This is a genomic window from Enterobacter sp. JMULE2 (genome assembly GCF_013337145.1).
In the GTDB taxonomy this organism is placed as follows: domain Bacteria; phylum Pseudomonadota; class Gammaproteobacteria; order Enterobacterales; family Enterobacteriaceae; genus Enterobacter; species Enterobacter mori.
In genome coordinates this window covers 310,237-329,109 of the sequence record NZ_SGWD01000016.1, presented here as the reverse complement: position 1 = coordinate 329,109, position 18,873 = coordinate 310,237, and the positions used below count along the sequence as shown (strand labels likewise).

The 18,873-nt window shown below is 59.1% G+C and carries 6 protein-coding genes; all 6 read right to left on the bottom strand.

Annotation, left to right across the window (positions count from 1 at the left end; all coding sequences use genetic code 11):
• Positions 1-7: 7 nt before the first annotated feature.
• The 6 genes from EXW94_RS21580 to EXW94_RS21555 all read right to left on the bottom strand — a co-directional run bounded on the left by EXW94_RS21580 (position 8) and on the right by EXW94_RS21555 (position 18,672).
• On the bottom strand, positions 8-2,200 hold the full coding sequence (locus tag EXW94_RS21580) for a type I secretion system permease/ATPase (protein WP_174340973.1): 2,193 nt from the start codon (positions 2,198-2,200) through the stop codon (positions 8-10).
• Positions 2,197-3,600 carry a TolC family outer membrane protein gene (locus EXW94_RS21575; protein WP_174340972.1) on the bottom strand — a complete coding sequence of 468 codons (1,404 nt, stop codon included), beginning with the start codon at positions 3,598-3,600 and terminating at the stop codon, positions 2,197-2,199. Before EXW94_RS21575 ends, EXW94_RS21580 begins: the two co-directional genes overlap by 4 nt.
• 79 nt (positions 3,601-3,679) lie before the next feature.
• Positions 3,680-15,112, bottom strand: a complete 11,433-nt coding sequence (locus tag EXW94_RS21570) for a BapA/Bap/LapF family large adhesin (RefSeq protein ID WP_174340971.1) — start codon at positions 15,110-15,112, stop codon at positions 3,680-3,682.
• 250 nt (positions 15,113-15,362) lie between these two features.
• Positions 15,363-16,168 (bottom strand): IS5 family transposase gene (locus EXW94_RS21565; RefSeq protein ID WP_174339605.1). Its coding sequence is split into 2 segments (ribosomal slippage): positions 15,363-15,815 and positions 15,818-16,168, totalling 804 coding nucleotides; the frame shifts between segments, so codons are not numbered across the junction.
• Positions 16,169-16,724: 556 nt separating this feature from the next.
• A complete protein-coding gene (locus EXW94_RS21560) occupies positions 16,725-17,081 on the bottom strand; it encodes a hypothetical protein (RefSeq protein ID WP_042713370.1) in 357 nt (118 codons plus the stop codon).
• A 184-nt stretch (positions 17,082-17,265) separates the two neighbouring features.
• Entirely contained in the window at positions 17,266-18,672 is a 1,407-nt protein-coding gene (locus EXW94_RS21555; RefSeq protein ID WP_174341027.1) for an MFS transporter, read from the bottom strand.
• Between the last annotated feature and the right edge of the window lie 201 nt (positions 18,673-18,873).

Below are 18,873 nucleotides of genomic sequence, written 5' to 3'. Positions count from 1 at the left end.
GGCAACGTCACGCTGACTGATTTTCATTTTTCCACTCCCGTCCGGTTGCCTGCTGCTGTTGCTGCATGCGGCTGTTGCTCAGGGCCTGCGCTTTTGGCGCATCCATCACCAGCATCCCTTCTTTCAACACCACCACGCGCTCCACCAGCTCCAGCACCGGGACGCGGTGGGTGGCGACAACCAGCGTACGATTGCCAAGCCAGGCGGTGAGGCGCTGGATAAATTCCCGCTCGGTATGCTCGTCAAGCGACGCCGTGGGTTCGTCCATCAGCACGATATTCGGATCGCGCAGAAGCATGCGCGCCAGCAGAATGGACTGCCGCTGCCCGCCGGACAGCCCTACGCCATTCTCCATAATCGGGTAGTCCAGCCCCTTCGGCAGCTTCTGCACAAAGCTCGCCGCGCCGCACATCTCCAGCACTTCAAAAATCTCTTCATCGGTGGCGCGCGGCATACCCAGCGTGATGTTCTCGCGCAGGGTGCCGTAAAACAGCCGCGCGTTCTGGGTCATAAAGCCGACGTTACGCCGCACGTCCGCCACGTCGAGATGGGGCAGGCTGAAGTTGTCGAGCCGCAGCTCGCCGCCCGCCAGATCCATCCCGCCCGCCATCGCCTGCAGCAGGGTGGACTTGCCCGCGCCGTTGCGCCCGAGGATCGCCACTTTCTCGCCAGGTTTGATCTCCAGACGGTTAATACGCAGCGCCATGCGGGGATCTTCCGGGTGATAGCGGAACTGCGCCTGCTCGAACAGGTAATGGCCTCGCAACACGTCCTGACGGATCGGCGTCTCTTCGCGCTGGTTTTCGGTGGGCAGCTGCATGATGCTGTCCAGCCCCTCTTTGGCAGCCTTCACCTGTTGCCAGCGGGCCAGCACGCCGCACAGCGTCGCCATCGGAGCGATCATGCGGGAGGCCAGCATCGAGGCGGCGACCACCGAACCGGTGGTGAGCGTCCCGTCGATCACCATCGGTGCGCCGACCACGATGACGCCTGCGTAGACCAGACTTTGAATGGTCATCCCCCAGCTGATCAGGTTCTGCGTCAGCTCGCGGGTACGCAGGCCAGATTCCGCGGTGATCTGGATATAGCTGTTCCACTGCTGCAAAAAGCGGTTTTCCGCCTGCATCAATTTGATGTCCTCCAGCCCCTGCACGCTCTCCACCAGCACCGCGTTGCGCAGGGTGGATTCGTGTGCCGACTGCTTCGCCAGCTCCGCCAGCCGCTTTTGCAGCAGCAGGCCGGGCAATACCATGATCACCGCCGCGACCGGGGCGATCCACGCCAGCTGCGGCGCGATGATCGCCAGCACCACCACAAAGAGGAGGAAGAAAGGCAGGTCAACAATCGTGGAAATGGTAGAGGAGGTGACCATTTCGCGGATCTGCTCCAGCTCGCGCAGCTGGGAAATGAAGCTGCCGGTGGAGCGAGGGATGGCGCTGTTGCGCAGGCGTAGCGCATGGCCAAAGACGCGATCCGACACGCGCAGATCCGAGCGCTTGCCCAGCAGATCCATAATGTGCCCGCGCGCCACGCGCAGCACAAAACCAAACAGCGTGGCGATCAGCACCCCGATAGTCAGAACGTACAGCGTCGGGTAGGACTGAGCCGGGATCACCCGGTCGTAAACCTGCATGGAAAACACGATCCCCGAAAGCGACAGCACGTTGATAAACAGCGCGGCGAGCATGACCCAGCTGTAAGGGCGCAGATCGCGCATCACCAGCCGGTAGAGCCAGTCCGGGCGATATTTAGAGATATAGGCATCCACCCGGCTGTCCTTCAGGGCGGCAAGGGGACGCAGGGCGATCACATGGCGGATGGCCGGGAGCATGGCCGTCATCGACAGGCGGTTGGTGTGCGTGTTGCTGTCGAAAAAGCTGACCTCAAGCGTGTCCTCGCCGTCGAAATGTTCAATGACGCCGATTTTCCCCTCGCTCAGCTCCACCACGACGGGCAAACGCCAGCTATTGATAGACTGCCGATCTGACGTCAGCAGCTCAAATGACAGTCCGGCCTCGCGCGCAAGCTGGGTGAGGGCAGGCACCATCGGTTTACCTTTCAGCCACGGCGCACCCGCCATCAGCGCGCCGGGTGAACATGCTACGCGATAACGCGTTGCCACGTAGCCAAACGCCTGTGCCCACTGTTCCAGCGCATCATCCGTCATGTTTTCACCCTGCGGGATATCGCGTTGCTTCATGGCTGGATCTCCACGGTCTGGATGGTACGGTTATCAAGATCGAACGCGTGGCGTAAGCGCCCGGTGTTGTACAGGCAGTTGAGCTGAAGCTGATGCAGCTGTCCGGCGGTTTGCTGCTGGGTGAAACGCGCCTGATAAACCTCCTGTTCGGCGTTTAACACGTCGAGCAGCGGACGCGAGCCGAGGTCGAGATACTGCTGTTGATATAGCTCGCGGGTGCGGGCGCTGAGCGCTTCCTGACGCCCCTGAATTTGCAGCGTGGCCATCAGGCTCATTACCTGGCTGCGCGCTTCGAGTAGTTTTTGCCGCACGTCGAGGCGGGTGCGCTGAATGGTGGACTGCGCCGACTCGACCGCGTGTCCGGCTGCGTTACGTCGGGCGGTCAGGCCGCCCCCTTGATAGAGCGGCATCTGCACTTTGACCCAGGCGGAGTATTGGGTGCGATCCCGCGTTTCGTTTCCCGCATAGCGGTCGTTAAGGTAGTGGCGCACTTCCGGCTCAAGCGAAATGGTCGGCGTCATCTGCGCGTTGGCATTGTCAAGGTTGGCCTGCGCGACGTTGGCCTGCGCCCAGGCCGCTAACACGGCGGGCACCAGACGATCGTCCGGCTCGGCGATGTCGCAGCTGCGGGCCAGGCTCTGCGGAAAGTCGTTGCTGACGACGTTCAGGCTGTCCCAGCCCAGAAAACTCATCAGCGTGGCGCGGGCGCTGTCGAGGCTGGCCTGGTACTGCATCAGCTGGGCGCGCGCGCCTTCGATACGGGCATCGGTCTGCACCACGTCAGAAAGTGAGGTGGCCCCTTCGTCATTGCGCAGCTTCGTCAGCTTTCCGATAGAGGAGAGGGCATCAAGCTGCTCTTTGGCGGTGTCTACCATCTGCTGCAAGGTCTGAACCTGCACCATGGCGATGGCGGTATCGTGGGCGATGGTGTCAATGCTGACCAGCACGTTAGCCTGCTGCTGGGCGACGCCCGCGCTTTCGGCGCGCACCTGGCTCGCCACTTTGCCGAAGTCGTAGAGCATTTGCGAGAGGGAGAGCACCAGCGACGGCGTGAAGCCGTTGTCGTCACCGTCGTGGGTATAGCCGTTCTCCATTCCGGCATTGATTTGCGGATAGTATTTCGATTTGGCGACGTCCACGTTTTCGCTCTGCTGGTAGAGTTTACCTACCGCTTCGCTGATGGCCGGGTGCCAGGTGACGGCACGGTTTACGGCTTCGCCCAGCTGCAGCGTGCCGGGCGCGGCTTTCGTGGCCACCGGGGCCACGCGGCCGTTCAAAGAGGGGAGTTCCTGCGTTTCGCTGAGTTGTTCGGCATTGATCGTTCCCGCCGGGTTGGCAGCTAGAGCGGGCACAGATATCAGGCAGCACGAGAGCCACCAGTAAGGCATCTTCTTTCCCATGTCTTGTCCCTAATAAAATGGTACAGCTTTATTGTTGTGCCCGGGCGCTGTGCGCCCGGGTCAGGTGGTTCTGTTGCTATCAGGTAATGATGTGCTGCTGGTTAACAAGCTCGTCGTAGGTGGTCTGAACGTTATCCAACGTAACGAGTGCAGATTTAGTGTAGGCGGCCCCCGTACCGTCACGGTCGATGGAGATCACAGTATTGCCACCGCTTTGTGAAACAGTGAGATAGTTACCCAACGTCGACGCGCTGCCGTTCCAGCCCACCAGCAGATCGCCAATGTCGATCTTGTCTCCCTGCGCCAGCGAGAAGTTGGTCCAGTGGTCGCCCGCGCTGTTCCCCGCCGTTGCGTTACCTGCCGTGCTGTTCAGCACCTGGTAAATCAGCGTATCGCCGTAAGCCGTACCGGTAATGACGTCGTTGTGTTCAGAGCTGATGAACTGCGGCGCCATATTGATGGTCAGCGAGGCGGTATCCGTTTTACCGGTCGCGTCGGTCAAGGTGTAGTTAAAGACCTCCTTCGAGGTGATGGTTGAGAGCGATACCCCGGCGTTGAGGCTGTAGGTGTAATGACCGTCTGCCGCAATCGCCAGCGTGCCGTAATGGCCAACAATGTTCACCGCAGTGCTGCCGGTGTAAGGATCCAGGGTGGTGGTCACGCCGTTGTAGCCCGTGATGCTCAGGCGAGTATCCACCGAGTGCAGCTGATCCATTGCCCCGGCGGAGTCGGTGCCGTCAAAGATGTTGCCATTGACGGTATGACCGCTGGTGGAGTCGAACTGGGTCAGGGAGTAGGCGGTGCCGCTGACGCTTGGGGTAATGGTGATATTCCCCGCAGCCAGTGGGCCCATTTTGCCGGTATAGCTGAGCGTATAGGTACCTGCATCCAGATCCAGTCCCGTCAGGTTGATGGTGGCTGTGCCGCCCAGCAGCAGCCCGCCGTTGAATGAACCACTTCTTACGGTGGTCGCGCCATTGGTTATCGTCCAGTCCACCGTCAACCCGCCCAGAGAAAGGAGCGATGCGACGTTAAAGGTCAAGACCACGTTGTGCAGGGCCGTATTCGGATCCACCACGAAGGTACCGTTTCCGCTACCCTGGGTTGATGCCAACAGCGCGGCGTTCCAGCTCGCCGTCCCTACGGTTGTATCCGAGTAGGCCGTTGTATGGTGTACCGAGGTCACGTCCATCGCGGTGCTGACATCGTTCACCGCATCCATCGCCCGCGCGGTTGGGGTGATGTTGAGCGAGGCCGTATCTTTGGCACCGTTCGGCGCGGTAATGGTGTAGACGAAGGTATCCGGCGTGCTGATGTGGTCAGCGCCAACGCCGCTCTTCAGGGTGTAGGTGTACTGACCGGACGCGTTAATGGAGAGCGTGCCGTATTCCCCCACGATGGTGGTGAGGCCGCTGCTGTTTACCGCCACGCCGTTTACTTCCGTCACCAGCGTGCCGGATGGCGCGACGTCATCCGCCAGCACATCCCCGGTGGTGCTGGTACCGACGCTTGCCACGCTATAGACGTGGTCTTCCAGCACGTTCAGCGTGTAGGCCGTCAGCGCGGTGATCCCCGCCGCCGTGTTCAGGAGGAAGAGGTACTCCCCAGACGGCAGATTCAGCGTCAGCGTGGACGAGGTACCGCCCAGCAGCGGCGCGCGCAGCCAGCCCGGCTGAACGCGCATCTGCTCGAAGGTTTGGGTCGCATCGTTGAACTTATAGATGTACAGGTCAAACACCGAGGCCAGCGCTACGCCCCCCACGGAGGCCTGAATGGTCATGGTGCGGGTGGTGCCTTCCTCCACGCTGTAGATGATCGGATTGCTCAAATCATCCAGCAGATTCAGGCCCAGGGTATTACCGAGGTTAATCCCGACCACGGTAAAGCCGCCCTGCGACGAGGTGCCGTTGTTAATGGCGCTCACGGTGGTGTCAAAGGTCAGCGATGCGGTGTCATCTACGGCCACGATGCCGCTGGTGGCCGTGCCTGTTCCCAGCGACAGCACCAGGTTCGCCGAGGCGCTGGTTCCGTTGTGGGAGATGGTGTAGGTGAAGTTCTCCGTACGGCCAATCACCGAGGCGCTGGTATTCGTCAGGGTATAGGTGTAGCTGCCGTCGCGGTTGATGGTCAGCGTACCGTACTGCCCCTGAATTGCCGTGCCGTCGGCGGTGACGCTGGTGGTTACCCCCAGCGCGTTAGTGACGGCGGTAACCGTGGTGCCCGCCGGGGCGTTATCGCTACCGGTAGTCGGGTCAACGTCGAGGATGACGTTGCCGCCCAGGCTGGTTTCGCCGGTGACGGTGCCTGCGCTGGTCTCTTTCACGCCCACATCAATGCTGGTGTAAGAGCCCGTCGCCAGCAGGTTGGTGTTGTAGCTCAGGACGCGATACTGACCGTTGGCCAGGCCGTTCAGGTTCAGCGAAACGCCGGTCGCCCCGAGCGTGAGCAGATCGGCAAACTGCGGCTGGCCGGTATCCACTACCGTTGTCCAGGTGTTGTTGACGCTGTCGAACCGCTGCACCACCAGTTCAAGGGTATTGAGCAGCGACAGCACTGCACCCGTGGCGTTGGCGTTGACGGTGATGTCCGCGCTGCCGCCGCTGCCCACCGTAAAGCCGACCTGCGCGGTGTCATTGCCGAGCAGCGTCAGCGCGTTACCCAGCGCGCCCACCAGCAGGAAGCCATAATCGCTGTACTGCGAGTTGGTGACCGTTGCGGTTGTGGTGAGGTCCAACTCTTCAACGTTGCTACTGGCCGACAGCGGCACGACCGGGGCGAGGGCCGATCCTGGCAGCGAAACGTTACCTGCGGCATCGGTCGCGGTGACCTGCAGCGTCTGACCTTCGGTCTGTTTATTGAGGAAGGTATAGCTGTAGGTACCGTTGCTGCCTGCCGTTGTGGTCACCGTGCTGCCATCTGCCAGACGGATGGTGACGGTGCTGCCCGCTTCGGCGTTACCCGTCAGGACGCTACCGTCGGCGTTAAAGCTGCCGGTTGGCGTGTTTGGCGCGGTGAGGTCGACAATCACCGTCGTGGCGGAAGAGAACGGACCGGTTCCCGAGCCGTTACTCGCGGTGGCAGTAAACGCATGGGAGCCTTCGCTCATCGCCGGAGTGGTGAAGGTCCAGTTGCCCGATCCGTCGGCGACAACGCTGCCCATTGCGACGCCGTTATTGTAGAGCGTGACGGTGGCGTTAGGCTGCGCCGTTCCGCTCAGGGTTGGCGTGGTGTCATCGGTCGTTTTGCCGTTGGTCAGATTACCGGTGACCGTACCGACGTTGTCGGTAATGGTGGCGATTACCGGCGCGTTCGGCAGCGTCGTGAACGGCGCGGTAACCGATGCGCTCACACCGGCGTTTCCGGCTTTGTCGGTGGCGTAGACCACCAGCGACTCTCCTCCCGTCTGCGCGGGGGAGATCGTGGCGTTAAAGTTGCCGCTACCGTCCGCTACCGCCGTACCGAGGACCGTACCGGTGCTGGTGGTGATGGTAACCGTGCTGCCCGCTTCGGCGGTGCCGGTGACGTGCGTCCCGTTGGTGATCACCGCCAGGCCGGTAGGAACCGCTGGCGGCGTCAGGTCAACGGTGATGGTGGTGACCGACGATGGTGCGCTGGTGTTGCCTGCCGCATCGGTCGCCGTGGCGGTGAAGTTATGTTGCCCCTCCGCCAGCGTGGTGCTGGTTTGCGGTAGCGTCCAGTTCCCGTTGGCATCGGCCGTCACGGTACCCACAAGCGTCGTACCGTCATAGATGCGAACGGTGGCGTTGGCTTCCGCGGTGCCGTTGAGCGTAGGGCGCGTGTCGTTGGTCGGGGTGCTGCCCGTCACCGGACCGGTGACGGTGCCCACGTCATCGACAACAGAGCTGATAACCGGCGCGGTTGGCGCGGTTGCGTCAACGTTAATCACATATCCAGGGGTTTGCGCACTGGCGTTACCTACCGGATCGGTCGCCGAGAAGGTCAGGCTGTGCGAGCCGTCGCCCAGCGCCGGAGAAGGGGTAAAGCTCCAGTTTCCGCCGGTCGCAACGACGCTGCCTATCTGCACGCCGTTATCGAAGATTTTCACCGTCGAGCCCGCTTCTGCCGTGCCCGTGAGCGTCGGCTGCGCATCGTTGGTTAAGCCACCGTTGGCGATTGGCGTGGCGGCGTTACCGACGTCATCCGTGATGCTTGTCAGCACCGGCAGCGCTGGCGGCGTGGTGTCGATGGTCAGCGTGAAGGTGGCTGATGACGCGCTGGTATTGCCAGCCGCATCGGTGGCTTGTGCCGTAAAGCTGTGCGGGCCAGTCGCCAGCGTCGTGTTGAGCAAGATACTCCAGTTGCCGCTGGCGTCTGCAGTGCCCGTGCCGACAAGCGTTGTGCCTTCATAGATGTTCACCGTAGCAAACGGCTCGCTGGTGCCCACAAGACGCGGTACGGTGTCGTCGGTGCTTTGCCCTGAACCAAGCGTGCCCGTCACCGTGCCGACATCATCGATAGCCTGCGAGATAACCGGCGCGTTCGGTGGAGTGGTATCGACAATCAGCGTAAAGGCCGGTGAAGCCGGGCTGACGTTGCCTGCCGCGTCGGTTGCCGTGGCGGTCCAGGTATGGCTACCGCTGCTGAGCGGGTTAGCAGGTGTGAAGCTCCATACGCCACTGCCGTTGGCCTGAACGGTTCCGACCTGCTGACCATTTTCATAAAGGGTGATAGTGGCGTTGGCCGCTGCGGTTCCGTTCAGCGTTGGCGTAGTGTCGTCGGTACTTTGCCCCGAGGTCAGTGGGTTGAGAACGGTACCCTGGTTATCCGTTGCTGGCGTAAAGACCGGTGCCAGCGGTGCGACGGTATCCACCGTCAGGTTAAACGCTGGCGAGGTGGCACCGGTGTTACCCGCCGTATCGGTGGCGTTGAAGGTGATGGCGTGCAGCCCTTCACCGAGCGCCGTGCCCGGGGTAAAGGTCCAGTTCCCCTGAGCGTTCACCACGGCGGTGCCAATTTCAGTGCCATCCACAATCACATGAACCGTCGCACCGACTTCGCCCGTGCCGTTGAAGGTTGGGCGCGCATCGTTGGTGCTGTTACCGGTGAGGAGCGTCCCGGTGACCGGCCCGACATCGTCAATGACAGTCGTTACAACCGGCGCGTCAGGGCCTGCGGTATCCACGGTGAAGGCGAATACCGGAGAGTTAGCCGAGACGTTGCCTACGGCATCCGTGGCGTTGACGCGAATGTTATAGTTGCCATCGCCAAGCGCAGTGCCAGGCGTAAAGGTCCAGTTGCCGTTGCTGTCTACCGTGGTGGTACCAATCTCCACCCCATTATTCAGAATGTGGATTGTACTGCCCAGCGCACCTGTCCCGCTCAGCGTCGGCGTATTGTCGTTGGTGACCTGGCCGGCGGTAAGATTACCGGTCACGCCGCCCGCCACGTTGTCGTTAACCGCATCGAGCGTCGGCACCGTTGGCGCCGTCAGGTCGATGTCAACGCTCCAGGCGTTGGAGGTCTGGCTCACGTTGCCCTGCGGATCGGTGGCTTTGACGGTGAAGGAGTGAGAGCCTTCCACGAGGGCGGTTTCAGGCGTAAAGGTCCATGCGCCGGTGACGCTGTCTGCTGCCACGACACCGATCTGCGTTGTGCCATCATAAATAACGACGACACTGCCCGCTTCCGCCGTCCCGGTCAGGGTTGGCGTGGCGTCGTTGGTTGGCGCACCGTTAGGTACTACGGTCGCGGCATTCCCCGCGTCGTCGGTCACGCTGGTGATCACCGGCGTCGTGGAGACGGTGTCAACGGTGATGGTGATGCCCGTAGAGAGTCCGCTCGCGTTGCCCGCCGGATCGGTGGCCCGGACCGTCAGGGTATGATCGCCATCAGCCAGCGCTGGCGGGGTGTAAGTCCATGTACCCGTTGCGCCGACGACCACGCTGCCTAACGGAGTACCGTTATTGTAAATGGTAATCGTATCACCCACGTTCCCCACGCCGTTCAGCGTTGGGCGGTTGTCGTTGGTGGTCTGGCCGTCGCTCAATGGCCCAATGCCCGGACCGACGTCATCAATGATGGAGCCGATAGCCGGTGTGTCGGGTGCGGTCAGGTCAATGGTGACGGTTGCGGCAGGAGAGCGTCCGCTGGTTTCGCCGCTAACAATATCCGTCGCGGTGACTTCAAAGGTATGTGGACCTGCTGTCAACGGGAAGAGCGGGGTGTAACTCCAGTTGCCGCTTCCATCCGCAACCACGGTTGGCGGCACTGCCAGTACGCCATCCTGATAAATCGTGATGACGGCGTTAGGTTCTGCTGTCCCGGTCAGCGTAGGCGAGGTGTCATCAGAGGTTTTGTCTTTCACATTGCCCGTGACCGGTCCAACGTTATCGTTAATAGCCGTAATGATCGGTACGTCCGGAAGGTCCAGCGGCGAGTCGGTGACGACAAAGCTTGCACCTGGGCTGGTGTTCCCCGCGGCATCCGTGGCGGTCACCTTCAGCGTGGTGGCATCCAGCTGTGCCGGGCTGAGCGCAATGGAGAAATTGCCACCGGTGGCAACGCCGGTGCCGAGGACCGTCGTACCGTCTGCGGCATACACGGTGATGGTGGCTCCCGCTTCAGCGGTCCCGGTAAGCGGGGTGCCTTGCTGAGTAATGGCGAGGTTGGCTGGGTCTGCCGGAATACCCGTATCGACGGTGACCGCCAGGTTCGGAGAGCTACCCGAAATATTGCCTGCGGGATCGCGGGATGAGACCGAGAAGGTGTGCGGGCCATCAGGTAAGGTACTGTCGGCGGTCCACGTCCAGATACCGTTTTGAGGAACCGTTACGGTAATGGTTGATGGCGTCCCATCCACTGAAACGATGATTGTTGAGCCCGGCTCGCCGGTACCGCTGAGAGCCGGGGTGCCGTCGCGCGTATAGAGGGTACCGTTTGTCAGCTGGCTATCAGAAACCGCGTCGATAGCTGGCGTCGCGGGAGCCTGCGTATCGATCGTCACGGTAAAGACCGGGCCTGGCGCACTGACGTTACCTGCGCTATCCACTGCCGCAACGGTAATATTCAGCGGGCCGTCCGTTTGGGCCGTCGGAAGCGTGTATGACCATTGGCCATTGACGATATCCACGCGCGCCAGTTCAACACCGTTGTTGTAAATGATCGCCGTTTCACCGTCAGGACCGGTTCCGCCGATCGTTGGGGTGTTATCCGTCGTTGAACCACCGTTTTGTGCACCACCGATGGCCGAGATCGCCGGCGTATCGGGCGCGATCGTGTCTACCGTAATGGTGATGCCGGTTGACGGATCTGATTCGTTGCCCGCCTCATCGGTGGCCGTGGCGGTATATTCATGCGTGCCTTCCCCAATGTTGCTCTCAGGGCGCCAGCTCCAGTTGCCGTTTCCGTCTACCGTCACCGTGCCTACGGCTGTCGTCGTTGTGCCGCCATCGCGGCTGTCATAGATGGTGATCACATCGTTTGGCGTACCTGTTCCGCTCAATACCGGGCGCGGATCGTTGGTGGTTTCGCCGTCGGCTACGGGGCCGGTGATCTGGCTCACGCTGTCGGTCACGACCGGCACCGTTGGGGCCAGAGGGGCTTCAGTATCAATGGTGATCGTCACCGGTGTGGACGGGGCGCTTTCGTTGCCTGCGCCATCCTGATTGGTGACCGTCAGGGAGAGATCGTAGGTCCCGTTACCCAGCGGTGGGTTCGGCGTCCAGGTCCAGTTGCCGTCACCGTCCACCAGAGATTCACCGATTTTGGTCGTGCCATCATAAATATTCACCACGTCACCCGGGTTGCCCGTTCCGCTCAGGGTTGGCGTGGTATCGCGGGTCGTTTCACCCGGGTTCAGTGCGGTACCTGGCGTGCTGCCGTCCGGGTTTACGGTGATATCCGGTATCGCCGGTGTATCAGGCGCGATGGTATCAATGGTGAGCACGAACGGAGGCGAAATCGTCGTATTACCGGCATCATCCGTGGCGTGCACCGTCAGGGAGTGTGGGCCGTTGGTTAGCGGGGTGGTTGGCGTGAATGTCCATGTTCCCCCCGTTACAGTCGCTGTGCCGAGCAGGGTATTACCGTCATAAAGTGTGATGATGGTGTCCGCCGGTGCCGTCCCCTGCAGCTGAGGCTGGGTGTCGTCCGTCGTATCACCGTCCTGAAGCGGGTTCTGCACCGGACCCACGTTATCCAGCACCGTCTCAATAGTGGCCGCCACCGGCGGCGTAACGTCGACCGTCAGCGTAAAGCCGCCGGATGCCGGGCTAGTGTTACCCGCCGCGTCGGTGGTGACGGCGGTCAGGGTATGCGGCCCCTCGCTCAACGGCGTTGTGGGCGTGAAGGTCCACGCACCGTTGCTGTCGACCAGCGCAGTACCAATAGCGTTGCCATCAAGACGAATGGTGACCGTTGAACCAGGCTCGGCGGTACCGTTGAGCGTCGGGGTGGCGTCGTTTGTCGTTTCACCGGTATCGAGCGGGCCGGTGCGTCCAGGGGCATCATCCACGACCTGCGTAATGACCGGTGCGACCGGCGCAGTGCCATCAACGGTGATGCTCCAGGGATTTGAGGATCCGCTCGGGTTACCTGCTCCATCGACTGCCGTTGCCGTCAGGACGTAACCGCCATCAGGCAGCGGTGCGGTGGGGGTAATGCTCCATTCGCCGGACGCCGGAACGGTCACGGTACCGATGACGGTGCTGCCGCTGGTAACGGTAATGGTTGTACCGGGTTCACCCGTCCCGTTGATGGTAGGCGTCCGGTCGTTAGTGAGGCCATTCTGGGCGACAGGACCCGTGGTGGCCTGCACATCATCCACCACGGAAATAATCACCGGCGTTTGCGCAGGCGTGATGTCCGGCGCAACGGTAGGGGTTGTTGGCCCCGTGTTGCCTGCGGCGTCGGTGGCATCTGCGGTCAAACTTTCGCCGTTGGCTTTTGGCGGCGTGAGCGTGACGCTGAAGCTACCGTCATCATTGGCTTTGCCTTGACCCACCGTGACGTTACCTTCACGAATAGTCACCGTACTGCCCGGTTCAGCGGTGCCCGTGACCGTTGTGCCGTCACCGGACACGACGACGTTATCCGGCGCGAGAGGTGGCGTCGAATCAGGTGCAGTGGCCGTAGCCGGCAGGCTAACGTTACCGCTGTCATCGGTTGCGATAACTGTCAGCACTTCGCCGTTTGTCTGGGCCGGGCTGATTGGCGTGCTAAAGGTCCCGTCGCCATTGGCTGTCGTTTCGCCGATGACTGTGCCATCCGGGGCTTTAATGGTGACGGTACTGCCCGGTTCTGCCGTCCCGCTGACGCTTTGACCATCGTCGGATACCACGAGGTTGCCGGGCAGGGCTGGCGGGGTGGTATCGGCCGCGGTAGCGGTCGCTGGCGTGCTCTGGTTACCTGCAGCGTCAGACGCCACCACGGAGATCAGCTGGCCGTTGGTTTGCGCAGGGGTAAGCGTGGCAACAAAGTTACCGTTGCCGTCCGTGGTCGTACGGCCAATGACGTCTCCGTCGCTGTTGGTGATCACAATGCTGCTGTTGGGCTCGGCGGTGCCGGTAATCTGCGTGCCAGCCGGATTCAGAGAAATGACGGGTTGATCCGGCGGTGTGGTGTCAACGATGAAATTAATCGGCTGGGACAGGCCGCTCTGGTTGCCTGCCGCATCGGTTTCACGCACCGTAATCGAGTGCGCGCCTTCTGCAAGAGGTGATGTCGGGGTCAGGCTCCAGGTGCCGTTAGGCTGCACCGTGGCAGTCCCTACGAGCGCGCCGTTATCGTAAACGGTAATGGTGCTACCAGGTTCACCTCTGCCCGTCAGACGCGGCTGTGAGGCATCCGTAAACTGTCCTGCGCTGATGGCACCTTTGAGGCTTCCGGTATCATCATTAACCACGAATGCAGACGGCGTTGACGGTGCGGTGAGATCCACGGTAAGGGTAAACGCCGGGGAGGCTGGGCCGGTGTTGCCTGCGACGTCGGTGGCACGCACGGTTAGCTGATGGCTGCCTTCGCTGAGGTTCACGGATGGCGTAAACGTCCAGCTTCCGTTAGCGGCTACCACGGCGGTACCGATCGCGATACCGTTGTCATAAATGGTGACGGTTGAGCCTGCTTCTGCGGTACCGGTGAGCTGTGGCCGCGGATCGTTGGTACTGCTGCCATTGCCCAGCGTACCGGTAATGGGGGCGACATCATCAACAACGCTGATGACGACCGGCGCCGTCGGGGCGACGGTATCGACGATAAAGGTCACGGCGGTCGATGGCGCGCTGGTGTTGCCCGCCGCATCGGTTGCCGTGGTCGTGATGGTGTGGCTTCCGTTGGCGAGATTGCCTGCTGGGGTAAAACTCCAGTTGCCGTTAGCATCCACTTTGGTGGTGCCGATCTGGGTGCCGTTATCGTAAATGGTGAGGGTGGTTCCGGCTTCGCCAATGCCGCTGAGGGTAGGGCGGGCGTCGTCAGTGCGCTGGCCATTGTCCAGCGGGCCCGTTTCCGTGCCGACGTTATCGTTTACGATGAGAAGGTTTGGCGCATCCGGCGCGGTGGAGTCTGGAGCGGTGACCTGACCAGGCTGGCTGGTGTTGCCCGCGGTGTCCGTCGCGGTGGCGGTAAGCTGCTCGCCGTTGGTCAGCGGTTTACCTAGCTCGATGGTAAACGCGCCATCGCTGCCTGCTTTCCCGGTGCCGACCACGTTACCGTCGGCATCTTTTAACGTGACGGTGCTGCCCGGTTCAGCGCGACCCGTGACGGTGGTGCCGTCATCCGATACCTGCAGATTGGTGGGCGCATCCGGTGCGGTGGTATCGGGCGCGGTGACGTGCCCGGCCTGGCTGGTATTACCGGATGAATCCGTCGCGGTAGCGGTGATCACCTCGCCGTTGGTCAGGGGCTTATCCAGCACGATGGTAAATTTGCCGTCATTGCCCGTTTTTCCGGTGCCGACCACGTTACCGTCGGCATCTTTTAGCGTGACGGTGCTGCCCGGCTCCGCGGTACCCGTGACGGTTTTGCCATCGTCGGAGAACTGTAAGTTGGTTGGCGCGGTTGGCGCCGTGGTATCGGGATCCGTCGGCGTGCCCGGATTGCCGGGGTTGCTGTTGTCATCATCGTCACCGCCACCTCCTCCGCCGGTGCCCGCCGCGATGGCAATCCCACCCGCTACCGCAAGACCACCCAGCACCCATGGCCAGACGGCGGCTCCGCCTGCATCACTCCCTGACGCGGCAAGTAATACGTCCGTGGAGGCGATTGATTCGTATGTGGCGGCCCCAGTAGGGTCTTCAATCCACCACAGCGCGCCGTCACTCTCCTCCAGCACCAGCTGGCTCACGCCCTGGGCATCCGTGACGTAGAAGTTTTTTAGTGTGATCACCTCGCCGGAGTGCAGCGTCACCACCAGATCGTTACCGCTACGGGCAAAATGAGAAATATCGGTTCGCTCTACGTGTAGCTCCACGATAGAGGAATGGCTCAGCGTAACCTGGGTGCCCTCGGTGGTGGTTTCCACGCCAGTAAGTTTCGATATAACAGAGATTTGGCTCATTTAGTCATTACTCCAGACGAGTTGTCGTGAACGGCGTGCAAGATGAGCCATCTGTTTATGAAGGGAAAAGCGCGCCCCCGGCGGAGTCACTGCAATTAAGCAGTACTCACCGTATTTTTTTTAGAGGGAACGATGCCCGCCAGGATATAGAGTGGCAACATCAGAGCGAATCTATTTATTTGATGGAAAATATTGCGTATTCTTTTTTTTGTGCTCTAGATAACCCTGTAATTAATAGAGGAATTAGAGCCTATCTCAATAGGACTTTATTCCAGACAATAAGACCACAGGCAAAATGCAACATGGCCTCGTAATTTTCAGTCTTCTTTTCCCATCGTGTCAGAACCCGGCGAAAGCGATTCATCCAGCTATGAGTTCTTTCGACAACCCAGCGATGGGCTTTGAAGTCCGTGTTTTTACTGGCATCTGACTCTTCTTTACGGGACTGGATATGCGGCTCGTAGCGGCGGCTCTGCAGATATGTTTTCAGCCAGCCTGCATCGTAACCTTTGTCCAGGCAGAGTCTGAGTTTTTGCCCCGGACGACCCGTCTGAAGGGCATCGAGCGTATCCGCAACCAGTTTGATGTCGTGCGTGTTCGCTGCTGAGACAACCAGCGACAGAGGAAGCCCGCAGGCGTCCGTCAAAAGGCTGCGCTTTACGCCTTGTTTCCCTCTGTCAGTGGGGTTACGGCCTGTTTTTTTGTTCCTGACAGCGGCGATTTGGTGATACAGCCGTCCATTGACAGCCAGGACCAGTCAATGCTGTCCAGATGCCCGCAGGCAAGCAAACCGTTCTGCCAGAAGCGCTCGAAGACTCCGGCATCGCGCCATTCCTGAAAGCGCCGGTGTGCAGAACTCGATGAACATATCCCGGTGGCGTTCAGGGCGTTCCACTGGCAACCGGTCCTGAGGACGAAGAATATGGCGTCCATGGCAGCGCGGTTATCAACGCGTTTCCGGTGCGTACCGAGTGGATGGCAGGTTTTGTGCTCAGGGATAAGCGGTGCCATTTTTTCCCAAAGTTCATCGCTGATCCGCCATTTGCTGCCTGTCATCTTTTCACCTTCAGAAATTATCAGTTACGACATTCTGACAATCCCTTCTGGGATAGGTTCTTAATCCGAAACGGTATGAAAATGATATAGTCAGAAAAGTCTCGATATGCAAATTAAGCTGCTGTAAATACAGGTGGATATTGTGAAGTTGGCATTAATATATTGATGTTAATTATCGATGCAAATAATTAACGCTCTGTTTTTGAAGGCTTTTTATTAAGGCATGACATCTTTTTGAACGTTTCTTAAGAAGTAAATTAATGCGGCGGAAAGAAAGCTATCCTTTATTTTTAATTATATTATTTATGGTTGCTTAATACGTGTTTAAGTTAGGGTAACATTCTTGATGTAAGATATATTATGTTTTTGAAGTCATAAAATATATTCTGATGCGCAGACAAATTTCTGCTAATTAGAGAGCACTAAACGTCGTTGAGAGAAGGGTAAATACATTCGGTTGATAGCAACACCGATCTTTTTCTGCACGCCACGCTGGTATCTTGCGTCTTTGTTCGGAGAGACAAAAAAAAGGCCGCTAACGCGACCTCTTTGGGGATTACTCAGTGACTTTCTTTTCTAACTCACTGGCACCCTGTTTGGTTTTATTCCAGCCTTTCTCAGCACCTTCTTTGGTGGCATCCCACCCCTTTTCGGTGCCTTCTTTGGTTTTATGCCAGGCTTTCTGGGAGTCTTCGCTGACCTTGCTGCCAAAGCTTTCGCTTTTACCTTCTGCGGCATGCTCGTTTTTCAGCTTCAGTTCTTCACCTTTGTTCTGTTCTTCGTGCAGTTTTTGCTTCGCGTCGTTGGCGTTTGCTTTCGCCGCGGCGACAGTGTCGTCAGTTGCATGTGTGGTAGCAGCAAAAACGGGGGAAGCCAGCAGAACGGCAGATAATGCGATAATTGTTTTTTTCATAATATCCTCATTTAACGTTATCGGTTATGAGCGTGATTCAGCATGTCACAGACGAAGCGAAGCGGCTTTAGGAAAAAACTGTAAAAAAGGAGATGCCATGACGGCGCAATTATTTCCGGGGCAGCAAAAATAATCATGGATGCCGCTCACCCGGCGTGAGACGGCATTTTATTAGTCACGGTGATTAAATATTTTCCAGGTCGATACCGCGCGTGTTGGGGCCAAAAATACCAATGGTCAGCATCACAATCAGCATACTTATTACAATGAAGGCAATGACCGCCGTCGAGCCGCTATATTGCAAGATAAGACCGATAATTATACTGCTGAATACGGTGGATAAACGGCTAAAGGAATAACAAAAGCCGACCGCGCGCGCCCGAATACGGGTGGGGAAAATCTCAGACTGATAGGAATGGTAGCTGTAGGTCAGCCAGGCATTGGACCAGGTAATAAAGAAGCCGCAGGCAATCAACAGCAGCGGGTTGCTTTGAAGCGCGAACAGCGAACCAAAGATGACCGTGGTCAGACAGGACAAGACGATTTGCCATTTATTTTCCATCCGATCGGCATAGCGGCTACAGATGAGCGCGCCGAGAGGATAGGTCAGCGTGATGAAAAAGGCATACAGCAGGCTGTGCGTGACCGATGTCCCATTGCCGGACAGCAGGGCAGGGAGCCAGTTTCCGAAGCCAAAAAAGCCGATCGCCTGAAAGATATTCATCACCACCAGCATGACAACCCGGCCACGATAGCGCGGGGACCAGATGTCCTTAAATCTGCCCTTGAGGGAAGCCTGGTCGCTGTGCTGCCCGGCACGGAGAGGGAAATCAGCCTGCTCGTCGGCACCGCAGCGTTTTTCCATCTCATGCATGACGTTCCTCACCTCCAGATAGCGCTTTTGCTGCAGCAGCCAGCGTGCCGATTCCGGTAGCCCCTTACGTACAAGCCAGATGACGATGGACGCCAGCGCGCCGGCAATCACCACGAACCGCCATCCGCTCAGGCCAAACCACGTCTGCGGGACCAGCCACCACGACATCAGCGCCACGGCAGGGACGGAGAGAAACTGAATGAAAAAGGCGAAAGCAAATGCGCGGGTGCGAAGGTGAGCGGGTACCCACTCTGTCAGATAGGTATCAATGGTCACCAGTTCAACGCCGAGCCCGATCCCCACCATAAAACGGAAAAAGATCACCCATTCCGCCTGATGCTGAAACGCCATAACGAGGGAAAACAGCCCGTACCAGAGCAGGGCATACATAAAGGTCGCGCGTCGTCCAATGCGGTCAGCATAGGGGCTCAGCAGGCTGGCACCGATAAAGAGACCCAGAAAGGTCGCGGAAGCAAATGCGGCCTGGTCGGCCATACCGAACACACCCTGCTGCCCGGTATGAAAGATCCCATCAGCAATGAGCCCGGCGCTGATGTAGCCAGTTTGAAACAGATCGTAAAGCTCAAAAAAACCGCCAAGAGACAGCAAGGCGATGAATCGCCACAGCCCGGCGGAAGCCGGTAAGGCATCGATCCTTGCCGCAAGATCGTCCTCGCGGATGGGGTTTTGTGCCCCCCACTGTGCTCCTGAAACTATGCATTCACTCACTGTTAACCCTCTAGTAACATTCACCCTGAGTCGTTATGCTAGTGGGAAATTAGCGGATTTAAATATTTAATTCGTATTCAGAAGCAATAAATAAAGCATAAAAAACCAGATATTTTTCTTTTAGTGCGTGGATATTCACCTGCCAGCTCCTCTCATTTTTCGACGAAAATATATCCTTGTGACGATGAG